Below are 13,959 nucleotides of genomic sequence, written 5' to 3'. Positions count from 1 at the left end.
CCGAGGTTACCCCGAGATGCACTCAGCTGAAGCTGTTGGGACCGAGCAGCGCCTTGAGGTCGCCCTTGAGGGCGGTGGTGTTGTTCACGTGGTACGGCCCCAGGCGCAGCAGCGTCACCTTGGAGCCGTTGAGCAGCTTGACGTGCACCTCGGCCTTGCCCGGGTGGTTGACCAGGATCTCCTTGAGCCGGTCGACGAGCGGCGGCGTGCAGCGGGTGGCCGGCAGCGACAGGACGACCGGGCGGTTTTCGTCGGCGGTGCTGACGTCCGGGATCGACAGGTCCATCGCCATCAGCCGGGGCGTCTCGTCGCGCCTGTCGACGCGGCCCTTGACGACCACGATCGCGTCCTCGGCGATGTACTGCCCGACCAGCTCGTAGGTGTTGGGGAAGAACAGCGCCTCGACCGCGCCGCCGAGGTCCTCCAGGGACGCCGAGGCCCACGGCTTGCCCTGCTTGGTGATGCGCCGCTGGACGCCGGTGAGCATGCCGGCGAGGGTCACGACGGTACCGTCGGCGATTGCTCCTTCTTCCGACAGCCGGCTGATCTCGGTGTCGGCCGCCTTCGACAGCACCGACTCCAGGCCGAACAGCGGGTGGTCGGAGACGTAGAGGCCGAGCATCTCCCGCTCGAACGTGAGCAGCTCGCGCTTGTCCCACTCGATGTCGGGGATCTGCACCGCCATCGCCGTGCCGCCACCCGGGGCGGCGTCGTCGCCGCCGAGCAGGTCGCCGAAGAGGTCGAACTGCCCGATCGCCTCGTTCTTCTTGAGGTCGGCGTAGTTGTCGATGGCGTCCGCGTGGATGGCCAGCAGGCCCCGCCGCGGGTGCTTCATCGAGTCGAACGCGCCCGCCTTGATCAGGGATTCAATCGTCTTCTTGTTGCAGGCGACCGCGTCGACCTTGGACAGGAAGTCGTCGAAGTCCTTGTACAGCCCGTTCGCGGTCTGCCGGCAGCGCACGATCGCGTCGACGACGTTGTGGCCGACGTTGCGCACGGCGGCCAGGCCGAACCGGATGTTGCTGCCGACCGGGGCGAACGGGCCGATCGACTCGTTGACGTCGGGCGGGAGGACCTCGATGCCCATGCGCCGGCACTCGGCCAGGTACATCGCCATCTTGTCCTTGTCGTCGCCGACGCTCGTGAGCAGGGCGGCCATGTACTCGGCCGGGTAGTTGGCCTTGAGGTACGCCGTCCAGTAGGACACCAGGCCGTAACCGGCGGTGTGGGCCTTGTTGAAGGCGTAGTCCGCGAACGGGACGAGCACGTCCCAGAGGCTCTTGATCGCCTCGTCGCTGTAGCCGTTGGCGCGCATACCGTCGCGGAACGGGATGTACTCCTTCTCCAGGACCTCTTTCTTCTTCTTGCCCATGGCCCGGCGCAGCAGGTCGGCCTGCCCGAGGGTGTACCCGGCCAGCTTCTGCGCGGCGCGCTGGACCTGCTCCTGGTACACGATCAGCCCGTAGGTGGGGCCGAGGATCTCCTTGAGAGGCTCCTCCAGCTCCGGATGGATCGGGGTGATGTCCTGCTGGCCGTTCTTGCGCAGGGCGTAGTTCGTGTGGGAGTTGGCGCCCATGGGGCCAGGCCGGTACAGGGCCAGCACCGCGGAGATGTCCTCGAAGTTGTCCGGCTTCATCAGCCGCAGCAGCGAGCGCATCGGGCCGCCGTCGAGCTGGAACACGCCAAGGGTGTCGCCGCGGGCCAGCAGCTCGTAGGCCGGCTTGTCGTCCAGCTCGAGGGAGAGCAGGTCGAGCTCGATCCCGCGGCGTTTGATGTTCTTCACCGCGTCGTCGATGATCGTCAGGTTGCGCAGCCCCAGGAAGTCCATCTTCAGCAGGCCGAGCGTCTCGCAGGTCGGGTAGTCGAACTGCGTGATGATCGCCCCGTCGGCGTCGCGCCGCATGAGCGGGACGTGGTCGATGAGCGGCTCGGCGGACATGATGACGCCGGCGGCGTGGACACCGGTCTGGCGGATCAGGCCCTCGAGGCCCTTCGCGGTCTCGACGACCTTCTTCACGTCGGGGTCGCTGTCGTACAGGGTGCGGAACTCGACCGCCTCGGAGTACCGGGGATGGTTCGGGTCGAAGATGCCGGAGAGCGGGATGTCCTTGCCCATCACCGCGGGCGGCATCGCCTTGGTGATCTTGTCGCCGACCGCGAACGGGTAGCCCAGCACCCGGGCCGAGTCCTTGATCGCGGCCTTGGCCTTGATCGTGCCGAACGTGGCGATCTGCGCGACCCGGTCGTCGCCCCACTTCTCGGTCACGTACCGGATGACGTCACCGCGCCGGCGCTCGTCGAAGTCGATGTCGATGTCGGGCATCGAGACGCGGTCCGGGTTGAGGAACCGCTCGAAGATCAGGCCGTGCGGGAGCGGATCGAGGTCGGTGATGCCCATCGCGTATGCGACAAGGCTTCCGGCCGCCGAGCCACGCCCCGGCCCGACAGCGATGCCCTCGTTCTTGGCCCACATGATGAAGTCGGAGACGACCAGGAAGTACGCCGGGAAGCCCATCGACAGGATGATGTCGGTCTCGTAGTCGGCCTGCTTCTGGTGGACCTCGTCGACGCCGTTCGGGAACCGCCGGGCCATGCCCCGGGCGACCTCGGCCCGGAAGAACGACTCCTCGGTCTCACCCTCGGGCACCGGGAAGCGCGGCATCAGGTTGTGGAACTCGAACATCCCGGCGGTGTCGACCTTCTCGGCCACCAGCAGCGTGTTCTTGCACCCGGCCTGCCACAGCTCGGACGTGTCGACGGCCCGCATCTCGTCGGCCGACTTGAGGTAGTAGCCCGACCCGCCGAACCGGAACCGGTTGGGGTCGTTGATGTTCGCCGCGGTCTGCACGCACAGCAGCACGTCGTGGGCCTCGGCCTGGGCCTGGTGCGTGTAGTGCGAGTCGTTCGTCACGACCGGCGGGATGTTGAGCCGCTTGGAGATCTCGGTCAGACCCTCGCGGACCCGCCGCTCGATGTCGAGCCCGTGGTCCATGACCTCGAGGAAGTAGTGCTCCTTACCGAAGATGTCCTGGTATTTGGCCGCCGCCTTCAGCGCCTCGTCGAACTGGTCGAGCCGCAGCCGCGTCTGCACCTCACCCGACGGGCAGCCGGTCGTGGCCATGAGGCCCTCGGCGTGCTCGGCGATGATCTCGGCGTCCATCCGGGGCCACTTGACGAAGTGCCCCTCGATCGACGCCCGCGAGTTGAGCCGGAAGAGGTTGTGCAGGCCTGTCTTGTTGCGGGCCCAGATCGTCTTGTGCGTGTAGCCGCCGGAGCCGGACACGTCGTCGTTCTTCTGGTCCGGCCGCCCCCACTTGACGCGCTGCTTGTGCAGCCGCGACTCCGGCGCCACGTACGCCTCGACCCCGAGGATCGGCGTCACGCCCGCACCCTTGGCCTGCTTGTAGAAGTCGTACGCGCCGTGCATGTTGCCGTGGTCGGTGATCGCCACGGCCGGCATGCCGAGCCGGTTCGCCTCCGCGAACATCTCCTTGAGGCGCGCGGCGCCGTCGAGCATGGAGTACTCGGTGTGCACGTGGAGATGCACGAACGAGTCGGCCATGCTCAACCCCCCGGGGCTCGGTCTGACAGGTCCGGCCCTGGACCCTACTCGCCCCGGCGGCGATTTTCGGCATCCGGGGCGCGGTCCTCCCATTCGTGTCGCTGTGCTTCTCGTTACTGCGATTCGGTGGTCACGGTCAGTCGATGAACAGGCGTTTCGCGGCGGCCCTATCGGGTTCTGGCTACTGCATCTCGGCGGTCACCGTCAGTCGCAGATGGGCGTCCACCCACGCCTCCGCGGCGGCCGCGCCGGGCTCCGGTCCGAGGCTCGCGCGCAGTCGCCCGACCGCCTCCGCGGCCCGATACAGACCGACGTTCGTCAACCCGTCACCGACCGCGCCCAGCCGGTCACCGAACCCGGGCGGCAGGTGCCGAAGACCCCGATGCGGCACCTCGGCCATGACCCCGATCGCCTGATCGAGCACCGCCCGCAGCGCATCCCGCCCGTCTGCCCAGTGCGGCCCGAGCGCTCCACCGACCGCCTCGGCCAGATCCGGCACCACCACCGTCCCACCCCCCTGCTCACCACGCGCTCCGCCCGCTTGCCCGCCGCCCTGACCACCGCTCGGGCCGACGTGCGAGGCGCCGCTCGGGCCGACGTGCAGGGCACTGCTCGGGCCGGTGAGCGGGGCGCCGCCCGGCCCGACGGGCGCGGTGTTGCTCGGGCCGGTGAGCGGGGTGGCGGGGCGGTCCGGGACGGCGATGGCGAGGGGGTCGATCTCGATGCCGCCGCCGGCTCGGCGGACGACGCCGCTGACGAACGCGGGGCCGGCGGCGAGCGCGGCGGCGAGCGCGTCAAGGCGGCCGGGTGCGGCGGCGGTGTGGGTGGCGGTGAGGGTGGCCACGTTGCCCTGCGCGTCGGCGAGGAGGGCGTCGATGCGCTGGGCGCCCGGTGAGTAGGTGATCTCGCGCACCTCGGCGACGGCGAGGACCCGGACCAGCTCGGCCTCCACGCGGGGCCGCACGACCCGGGGCGGGAGCCGGTCGAGCTCCGCGACGAGCGCGCCCAGGTCGCGCACGAGCAGCGCGTCGGGCAGCCGGTCCCAGGCCCCGCTCGACGCCGTCACGGTGGTCTTCGCGACCCGGCTCGCCGTCAGGCGGACCGCCCGGCTGGCGCTGCGCACGGCCGACTCCGTCACCAGGTTGCCCGCCGCCAGCTGGGCCACGCTGACCCCGGCGAGCCGCCGCCGCCCGAGCTGGGCCCCCGTCTCGGCCCCGGGCCAGGCCCGGCGCAGCACGAGCACGGTGGCGCTGTCGGCGTGCGCGAGAAACACCTCCACGACCCGCCGCTCGTCGCCCGCCGCCTCGCTCCCGGCGGCCACGACCCGGCACCCGAGCCCGTCGAGCCGCGCCCGCCGCAGGGGCGTCTCGGCCGCCTCCTCGGTGCCGAGCAGCCGGGCCCGCGCGCCGCCGCCGAGCCCCCGCGCCGCCCGGGCCCGCGCGTGGAGCTCTCCGAGCACGCCGGCCAGCCGCTCCGGGGTGTATCCGCTGCCCCGCCCCCGGTACGCCTCCAGCTGCTCCCCCAGCTCCTCCACCGCGAGCAACGGCCAGCGCAGCCCGTCTCGGTCGAGCCGCCGCCGCACGTCGGCCAGCCCGGCGACGATCCCGCCGCCGATGTTGACGGCGCCGCCGAGCAGCACCTCGCTCGCCAGCTCGACAGCGGCGCCCAGCCCGTCGGTCTCCGGCCGGTCCCGGCGGTCCCCGACGTCGACCTGCACGTCGGGCTGGTCGGGGGCCTGCTCGTCGGCGACCCGGAACGCCCACACGGCCAGCGCGATCACGTCGTCGCGTGTCCCGGCGACGGCGTCGGTGTGCACGAACCCGAGGTCGTGCGGCACCAGGAACCGCACGGTGGCCGACCCGAGGTCGACGCGCGGCGCGGCCTCGGCGCCGCCGGGGCGGTACACGCGCGCGGTGTATCCGGCCTTGCGCGCCCGCCGGGCCGCGGCCAGCATCCGGGCCCCGACCCGCCCGGCCAGCTGCTCATCGGTGAACTCGCCCGGCGACCACGGTTCGAATGCTGCGGCCGGGCCGGCCCGGTCGGGGCCCGGCGCCCCCGCCGCCTGATACGCCAGGACCAGCCCGAGCACGTGCCGGCACACGCCCACCGCGCCGCAGGTGCAGGCCGCCTTCTCCAGGCCGCCCCGGGGCAGCGCCGGCGCGGCCCCGTCGGCGAACGTGGCGCGCAGCGTCCCGGCCGCGTCCTCCGCCACCGCCGGCGGCCCGGCCTCGACCTCCCGCGCGGCCCGCTTCACCAGCCCCCGGTTGGTGAGCGCGGCCAGGGCCTCGGGCGTGAGCGCGAGCACGTCGGCCCTCATCGCCCCACCTGCTCGGCCACGAAGTTCGCCAGCTCACCCGGCGTCATCGCACCCACCGCCGCGCCGGCGTCGGCGAGCCGCTGGGCCATCGCCGGGTCGTACACGGGGTCGGCCTGCTCGTCGAGCGCCGCCAGGCACAGGACCCTGGTGCCCTGCTCGACGAGCGACTTCACCTGCCGCACCAGCAGATGCGGGTCACCGCCCTCGTAGAAGTCACTGATGATCGCCACGATGGTCCGGCGGGGCTGCTCGACCATCTGCGCGCCGTAGGTGACCGCCCGGGCGATGTCGGTACCCCCGCCGAGCTGCACGTTCATGAGCACCTCGACGGGGTCGTCGATGTCGTCGGTGAGATCGACGACATCGGTGTCGAACGTGACCAGGTGGGTCTTCACGCCCGGCAGCCCCCACAGGCACGCGGCCGTCACGGCGGCGTGGATGACGGAGCCGGCCATCGACCCCGACTGGTCGACGAGCAGGATCAGCTGCCAGCGCTCGATGTGCTTGCGGCTGCGCGAGAAGAAGTACGCCTGCTCGACGTAGACCTTGCGCTCCGCCGGCCGGTAGTGCCCGAGGTTTGTCCGGATCGTGCGCCGCACGTCGAAGTCCCGGGCCAGCCGGAACCGGCTCGGCCGGCGCGAGCGCGCCCCGGTGAACGCCCGCCGGACCTCCGTCGCGAGCCGCTCCAGGAGCCGGCGCACCACCGCTTCGACGATTCGCCGGGCCTGCTGCAGTACCTCCGGGTTCATGAGGTGCTTCGTTCTGAGCACGGCCCGCAGCAGGGTCTCGTTGGGCTCGATGCGGGCCAGCACCGCCGGATCGGTCACCACGTCATGGATCTCGTACCGCTCCACGGCATCGCGTTCGAGCCGCTCGACGGTCTCCTTGGGGAACAGCCGGGTGATCTGATCGAGCCAGTCCACGGTCGTCACGATCGACGGCCCGTCCCCACCGGCCTGCCCCTGCTGCCGGCGCACCCCACGCCGTTGCTGCTCCTCGTCCCGCCCGTACAGCCAGTCGAGCGCCGCGTCCTGCCCCTCCCCGGTGGCATCGAGCACCCCACCGCCGCCCGCTCCACCCGCCCCGCCACCGCGGCCGAACGCGCCGTCGGCCGCCGCCCCGAGCACCAGCCGCCACCGCTGCAGCCCCGCATCCGCCCCGCCGCCCACCGGCTCACCAACCGCGCCGGGCGCGGGATCGGGCGCGGGGTCGGACGCGGGGTCGGGTGGCGTCGGGCCGGTGCTCATCGGAGGAGTCCCTGGCGGGCGAGGGCGGAGTCGACGCGGGCCTCCAGGGCGGCGGCGCGGGCCAGCACCTGCGGGTCGGCGGCCGGGCGGCGCAGTAGGGCCCGGCCGGAGCCGCGGTGGCCGCGGCGCTGCAGCACGTGGCCGGCGATGGTCTCCCGTTCGCGCGGCGGGAAGTATGCGAACGCCTGCCGCAGCGCCGGCAGCGCGATCAGGAAGTCGTCGGGGCCGAGCCCGGACACGATCTCGTCGAGCAGGTCGAGGACCCCGTCGGCGTGCAGGACCTCCTCGCGGGCCACGCCGAACACGCCGGCCAGCCAGTCGCCGAGCGCCACCGGCCCGCCCGCGCCCCGGACCGCGCGCAGCGGATCGTCGGGCTCGCCGAGGGCCCAGCCGAACCCGAACGCGGCGCCCCGCAGGTCGGGCGGCGCCTCGGCGGCGGCCGCGACCCGCGCCATCGTGGCGGCGGCCGCCTCCCGGTCGACGCCGGGCCCGCCGTGCCGGGCCGTGTCGCGCAGCGCGACGATCGCGCCGATGCGGGCCGGGTCGGCCGGCAGCGCGGCACCCCGCGCGCCCTCGGCGAGCCAGAGCACCCGGTCGTGCGCGGCGACGATCACCGCGTCGAGGGCCGCGGACCCGGCGGTGCCGAGGAGCCGGTCGTGCCGCCACAGCGCCAGCAGTACCCCGAGCAGGTGCCCGAGCTCACCCAGCTCCTGCGCCGCCGCGATGCCGAGGCGCAGGTCCTGCAGCACGCGGTCGGAGAGCCGGCCGGTGCCGCACAGCGCGGCGTCGAACAGCGCCCCGGCCAGGACGCCCACCTTGCCGCCGGCCGCCGCGATCCGCTCGGCGATATGCGCGGCCGCCGCCTGCTCCAGCGTCGCCCCGTAGGCCCCCGCCTCGATGAGCGCCGGCAGCCGGTGCTCGTGATCGGTGACCGTCCACTGCTCGTCGAGCACCGGGTCGATCCCGGTCGCCGGGCCGCGCCGCCGCACGAACCCGGGGATCGCCAGCACCCGCAGCTGATGCAGCATCCGGCTGCGTCGCAGCCCGTCCGCGCTCGTGAGCGCCACCGCGACCGTCCCGGCGACGGCCAGCCCCTCGCGCTCGATCGCCGCTGTCACGTCGTGCACGAGCGGCGGCAGCGGCGTGCCGGGGTGCAGCCGCCCGACCCGCTCGCCGCTCAGCGCGGCCACCATCTCCACGACGACTGGGTGCGTCCCGGCTCGCAGCCGCCCGCGCGTGGCCCAGGGCAGCGGCTCGTCGAGAGCGTCCTGCACGAGCGCCGCCGAGAGCCCGTCGAGGATGTCGGTGCGGGCCGGGGACGCGTGCCCCCGCACGGTGGCGAGCCCGGCCGCGCAGGCCCGGGCGGCGATGAGGTCCGCGGTGGAGGCCCGCTGCCGCTTCGCCCGCAGCCGCTCGACGACGGCGGCCACCAGCCCCTCGGCCGCCCGGTCGGGCCCGGACTCCCACAGCCGCTGGTAGTACTCCGGTGACGGCATCCCCGACTGGTACCCGTCGAAGGCGTCGAGCCGCCGGAACGAGTACGGGACGAGGTAACTTCCGCCGACCGCCCCGGCGGGCAGCACTGGCGCCTCGGGCCAGTCCGCGCCGGCGTCCTCCTGCGCCGCCAGCCGGATCAGCGCCGGCCGGTGGAACCCGCCGGTGACCACGACGACCGGCCGTTCGCCGGCATCGCGCTGCGCGGCCCGCACCCACCGCGCCATGTACTCCTCGCGCGCCCGGTCCCCGGCGCCGGCCTCGGATTCGCCCCGCAGCAGGTCGAAGTAGGCGGCGAGCCGGTCCTCGAGGCCGGCCGCCGGCTCGATCTCGAAGAGGTGGTCCCACAGCGCGTCCACGTTGTCGACGGCGAACGACGTGCACAGCCGGTCGATCGCCTCCTCGTAGCGCTCCTCGGCGTCGGAGTATCGGTTCTCGCGCCCGGCGAGGGCCTCGTGCCACGCGGGCAGGTCGATGAAGCGGACGTCGGCCCCGGCGTCGCGGGCGGCGTGCAGGGCGACCCACTCGGGCGAGTACTCGCAGAACGGCGCCCACGACCCGGCGTGCCGCTCCTCGTCGCGGTAGCTGCTGAACACCGCGATCGGCAGCTCATGGCCGAGCAGCAGCTCCCCGATCCGGTCGTTCATGTCCGCCGGCCCCTCGACGAGCACGAACGCGGGCCGCAGGGCGGCGATCGTGTCGCCGACCAGGCGGGCGCAGGCGGGGCTGTGGTGGCGCACCCCGATGAAGGTCGCGGGCATCGCGCACCTCAGCCCGGCAGCTGGTGCCGGGCGGCGTGCAGCGCCCGCCACTGGTCGCCGGGGCGCCAGCTGACCTGCTGCTCGAGGTAGCGCCGCAGCTTCGCCAGATCCTCCGGGCTGTCCTTGGCCGCGGTCCCGGCGAGGCAGGAGACGAGGTCCGCCGCCGTCCCCGCCTCACCGCGCAGGAACCAGCCGCGCAGCCCCACCGCATGCGCGACCGACACCGCCTCGGCCGTGCTCATCACCGCCGTGAGCCGGTCCATCGCGTCACCGCGGGCCGTGCGCCCGGTGCGCAGTTCCCGGAACGTGGTCACGAGCACCTCGAGCACGTCCCGCCGCGGCGGCGCGGTCACCCCGGACCGGCGCAGCAGCGCGCCCGCCTCGGCCTCGACGAGCGCGAGCTCGGTCTGCAGGTCGGGGATCGGGAACACGGTCTCGAAGTTGAACCGGCGCTTGAGGGCGGCGCTCATCTCGTTGACGCCGCGGTCGCGGGTGTTGGCGGTGGCGATGACGTTGAACCCGTCGCGGGCGAACACCATCGCGTCGGGCCCGGTCAGCTCCGGGATCGCCAGGACCCGGTCGGACAGCGGCGACAGCAGGCTGTCCTGGACCTCCAGGGGGCAGCGGGTGATCTCCTCGAACCGCACGGTGCGCCCCTCGGCCATGCCCCGCAGCAGCGGCGCCCGCACCAGGGAGCGCGTCGACGGCCCTTCGGCGACGAGCAACGCATAGTTCCAGCTGTACCTGATCTGGTCCTCGGTCGTGGCGGCGCCGCCCTGGATGGTAAGCGTCGACACCCCGCTGACGGCCGCGGCGAGCAGCTCCGACAGCAGCGACTTGGCGGTGCCGGGCTCGCCGACGAGCATCAGCCCGCGACTCGTCGCCAGCGACACGAGCGCCCGGTCGATGAGCGAGGGGTCGCCGACGAACTTGCGGCTGATCCCGGCATCCTGGTCGCCGACGATGAACCGCCGGGCCGCGGTCAGGCTCAGCACCCACCCGGGCGGCCGCGGACCCTCGTCCGCCGCGGCGAGCCGGCGCAGCTCGTCGGCGTAGCGCACCTCGGCCGGGGGCCGCTGCACCGACGCCGAGCCGTCGACCGCGACGACGTCGATCTCGCTCACTGGGTCACCTCCGCCAGGTCCCGCAGGATCTCCGACGCCGTGACCGGGTCGAGGCTGCCCAACGATTTCCCCTTCGGCCGGTTCCAGGTGAAGCTCCCCTGCGGCAGGATGAACGCCGGGCCGAGCGTCTGGTGCTCGAACTCGGTGACGAGCCCGACGACGATCCCCGGGTCGAGGTCGAGCATGAGCACGTCGCCGCCGGGAAGGTCGCGCTCCATCGCCGGCTGCACGCCGGCGTCCTCCGGTGCCGCCCGCCGCCAGCCGCGCCGCTCCAGGCCGAGCACTCGGGTGGTGGGCACCTTCACCCCGGCCTGCCGCGTCAGCTGGGTAGCGGTCCGCTCCGCCTCGGTCAGCGCCTGCGCGGCCCGGGACAGCTGCTCGAACGGCTGGAGGATCTCGTAGTCGGCGAACACCTCACCCCACGCGGCGAGGTCGGCCCCGAGCTGCAGCGGGTGCGCGACGCCGATCAGCGCGCCGTCCGGGATCGCGGTGGGCTCGTCGTCGGCGCCGGCGAGCGTGCGGTCCTCGGCGACGCGCAGGCTCATCAGCGCAGCGCCCGCGGGGTCGCCGGCGGGGTACGCGGCCCACACCAGGCGCCGGGCCACGTGCCACACGAGGGGGTGCTCGACGATGAACTGCCGGAACTCGTCCGGCTTCCACCGCCGCTGCCAGACCATCGCCCGCTCGAACCGGCGGATCTGGTCGGCGGCAACGGTTCGCACGTCCTTCTTGAGCGCGGCGAAGCGGGCCGCGGCGGCCGGGGCGAGCTGCGGGTCGTCCTTGGCCCCGGGCTTCGGCAGGTCCTTGCGCCGCTTCCCGTCCTCGCCTGCCACATACGGCTTGAGCTGCTCGTCGAAGCCGACCACGAACGCCCGCGGGCCGTAGTCGAGGACCAGCGTCCCGTCGGGTTCGAGGCCGAAGTCGGGCACCAGCCGGTCGGCGAGCTGCTCGGGCGACAGGCCCAGGGCGTCGGCGACCTCGGCGATCTTCTCCTGCGCCTTCTCCTTCAGCCCGCGGAACTTCACCTTCTCCGAGATGCCGTGCAGGTGCATGAGGGCCACGTCGGTGCCGATCTCGGCCAGCACGTCGAGGCCGGCGACGGCGCGGGCGTGGCCGCTCTCCCCGGGCCAGGCCCGGATCAGCGGGGCCAGGCGGCGCACGGTGTCGTCGTCGCCGAGGAACCCGAGCGCGTCGAGCACCCACGACTCCTTCGACGGATAGCCGGCGACCTGCCACCGCTGCAACAGCGACCACGCGAACTCGGCGAGGGACCGGGCGGTGCAGGTCTCGGTGACGACGGCGAGCCCGGCGTACGGCTCACCGAGCCGCGACATCGCGAGGATCATCAGCACCGAGCGGGCCGCCGCGTCGGGCAGGCTCCCCGCGCCCCCGACGAGCTCGATCGGCGCCAGCAGCGCGGGCTCGGCCCAGTCCGGCACGACAGGCATCCTCGCCGGCAGCAGCTGCACCGGATCGGCGTCCAGCAGTGCCGCGATGCCCTCGGCCGCGGCCGGCCCGTACCACTGCGCCGCGGCCCGGATCGCGCCGGTGTGGCCCTCGCCGGCGAGGTAGTACAGGGCCCGCTCCGCGTAACGCCGCGGCGCCCCGGCCTTGCCCAGCGCGACCGGCACAAGCCCCCGCGCGGCCGCCTCCGGGTGCCGCCGCAGCCAGGCCGCCGCCGTGGGCCGCACCGTCTTGAGCCGCCCGAAATACTCCGCCATCAGCGGCGCGACCGGCGGCCCGGTGACCGGCTGCAGGGCCTGCGCGACGGCCGCCGCCGCGGACGGGGCAGCGGCGAGCACGGCCGGCAGCGCCAGCAGCCCGTAGCGGGCCACCAGGGCCGGGAGCCAGAACTCGGCGTTCCAGAACTCCTTCGGCCGCCAGTTCTCCAGCAGCGGTGCCGCGAGTGCCTCCGGTGCGGCCTCGAAGAACCCGACCTCGTCGTAGGACCGCGCCCGGCCGGCCCGGATCTCCTGTTCGAGCGTGTCGAAGTCGCGGCGGCCGTAGGAGCGGTAGCCCTGCCGCGCCTGCAGCCCCGCTTCCCGCTCGCCCTCGGCCCAGCGCAGCTCGAACGGGTCCGTGCACTCCAGCCCGGCGACGACGATCGGCTTGCGCGGCTTGCCGCCCGCGGTCCACGGCGGCGCGGCCAGCAGCGGCGGCACCGCTTCCGCCGGGGCCTCGTGCACCGCGTCGACCCGCGCCGTGATCGCCGCGACCCGCCGGGCCGCCGCCTCCGGCAGCGCCGCCAGGACCTCGTCCGCCGCCGCCCGATGGCGGATCACCTGGGTGCGCAGCAGCTCCCCGAGCAGGACTGCGCGCGCACCGGAGCCGGAGGCCGTCGCGAGCAGGCGGACGGCCCGCCGCGGAAAGCGGTCCGCCGCCTCACCCAGTGCGAGGGAGCCCGCTTTGGAGTCCGACCGTTCGACGAGCGCGAGAAAAGCCTCATCCGACGGTACCGCCGAAATCGCCGTCAACAGCAGCCGCACTCCGTCACCCCAGGCGGCGTTCGACGACAGCAGCTCCAGGAACGCCTCGAGCCCGTCCGCACCGAGCCCCTCGGCCACCGTGAAGACGTATTCGGGCGAGCTCGTGAGGTGGTTGGACACGTATCCGGTGAGCAGCGGACGCAGCCGCTCGGACCGGGTGACGCAGGTCGTCAGCAGCAGCTGCAGCCACTCCATCCCCCGGCGCCCCACGACGGCACCGGCGTCCGCGCGGACCCACGACTCCTCCGTCGGTGCGAGAAAGCTCGCGACGACCGCCTGGTGCAGGGCGGGCCCGGCGGCGCGGAGCGCACCCAGGGCCCGCACCGCCGCCGCATAGTCCTCGTCGGACGCCGCCGCGGTCGCGACACGCAGCCGGTTGAGCAGCAGCGCCACGCCGCTGCCCTGGATGTGCTGCGGAGCCTGGCCGGGCCCGAACCGTGTGACAGGCGCCGCGAACACCTCACCGTATCGCTGCTCCTGCCGGCTGATGCAGCGCAGGTCGGCCAGCTCCGCGCCCGCGCGGACGGCGAACGCCAGCCCGCGGGTGCGCACCCACTCGTCGGCGATGGCCCGGCTGGTCCTGGCGTCGGCGTGCTGCTGCGGCCCGACCACGAACGCGGCAACGGCCGCGGCGCCGAGCGCGGTGGCGGCGGGATCGCCGTCGAGCTGCGCCAGCCCGGCCGCGGCCACGTCGGCCGGCGTCTTGGCGTGGGCGAGGCTCCCCCGCAGGCCGGCTTCGTCCTGGAGCGCCGCGGCCACGACCTTCGCCGCGCCGGGCTCGGGCGTGTAGGGGACCGGCCGCCCGCCCCGGCGCGGCAGGAGGTGCCGCTGCCACGCGGCGGGCGTCACGTACTGATCTTCGATCATGGCGCTGTCGTCCCCTCGTGATCGGTCCCGACGGGCGACAGAGTAGCGAGGCCCACCGACATTTTTTCGCCACGGCCCCTCCGAGCTGCGGCGATACGGAT

General features: G+C 73.8%; 6 protein-coding genes. All 6 read right to left on the bottom strand.

Features of this window, described 5'->3' with window-relative positions:
* Window positions 1-22: 22 nt before the first annotated feature.
* The gene (dnaE, locus tag Dvina_RS13170; RefSeq protein ID WP_223102766.1) at window positions 23-3,562 is read right to left on the bottom strand and encodes a DNA polymerase III subunit alpha; all 3,540 of its coding nucleotides are present in this window, start codon (window positions 3,560-3,562) and stop codon (window positions 23-25) included.
* A gap of 181 nt (window positions 3,563-3,743) precedes the next feature.
* Complete coding sequence (locus tag Dvina_RS13165; RefSeq protein ID WP_223102765.1) at window positions 3,744-5,879, bottom strand: hypothetical protein; 2,136 nt, start codon at window positions 5,877-5,879, stop codon at window positions 3,744-3,746.
* Window positions 5,876-7,126: a VWA domain-containing protein gene (locus Dvina_RS13160; RefSeq protein ID WP_223102764.1), complete on the bottom strand. Its 1,251-nt coding sequence runs from the start codon at window positions 7,124-7,126 to the stop codon at window positions 5,876-5,878. Before Dvina_RS13160 ends, Dvina_RS13165 begins: the two co-directional genes overlap by 4 nt.
* Window positions 7,123-9,381: a DUF5682 family protein gene (locus Dvina_RS13155; RefSeq protein WP_223102763.1), complete on the bottom strand. Its 2,259-nt coding sequence runs from the start codon at window positions 9,379-9,381 to the stop codon at window positions 7,123-7,125. Before Dvina_RS13155 ends, Dvina_RS13160 begins: the two co-directional genes overlap by 4 nt.
* An 8-nt stretch (window positions 9,382-9,389) precedes the next feature.
* A complete protein-coding gene (locus Dvina_RS13150; RefSeq protein ID WP_246656189.1) occupies window positions 9,390-10,505 on the bottom strand; it encodes an ATP-binding protein in 1,116 nt (371 codons plus the stop codon).
* A complete protein-coding gene (locus Dvina_RS13145; RefSeq protein ID WP_223102762.1) occupies window positions 10,502-13,858 on the bottom strand; it encodes a DUF4132 domain-containing protein in 3,357 nt (1,118 codons plus the stop codon). Before Dvina_RS13145 ends, Dvina_RS13150 begins: the two co-directional genes overlap by 4 nt.
* Between the last annotated feature and the right edge of the window lie 101 nt (window positions 13,859-13,959).

It is taken from the genome of Dactylosporangium vinaceum, assembly GCF_019904175.1.
GTDB classification, from domain to species: Bacteria; Actinomycetota; Actinomycetes; order Mycobacteriales; family Micromonosporaceae; genus Dactylosporangium; species Dactylosporangium vinaceum.
Note: the sequence above shows the minus strand (reverse complement) of the source record. Positions and strands in the feature narration are given on the sequence as shown.

Excerpts from the sequence above, each read along its gene's own strand:
- dnaE (WP_223102766.1), bottom strand. The coding sequence starts at position 3,562 with ATGGCCGACTCGTTCGTGCATCTCCACGTGCACACCGAGTACTCCATG.
- Dvina_RS13165 (WP_223102765.1), bottom strand. The coding sequence starts at position 5,879 with ATGAGGGCCGACGTGCTCGCGCTCACGCCCGAGGCCCTGGCCGCGCTC.
- Dvina_RS13160 (WP_223102764.1), bottom strand. The coding sequence starts at position 7,126 with ATGAGCACCGGCCCGACGCCACCCGACCCCGCGTCCGACCCCGCGCCC.
- Dvina_RS13155 (WP_223102763.1), bottom strand. The coding sequence starts at position 9,381 with ATGCCCGCGACCTTCATCGGGGTGCGCCACCACAGCCCCGCCTGCGCC.
- Dvina_RS13145 (WP_223102762.1), bottom strand. The coding sequence starts at position 13,858 with ATGATCGAAGATCAGTACGTGACGCCCGCCGCGTGGCAGCGGCACCTC.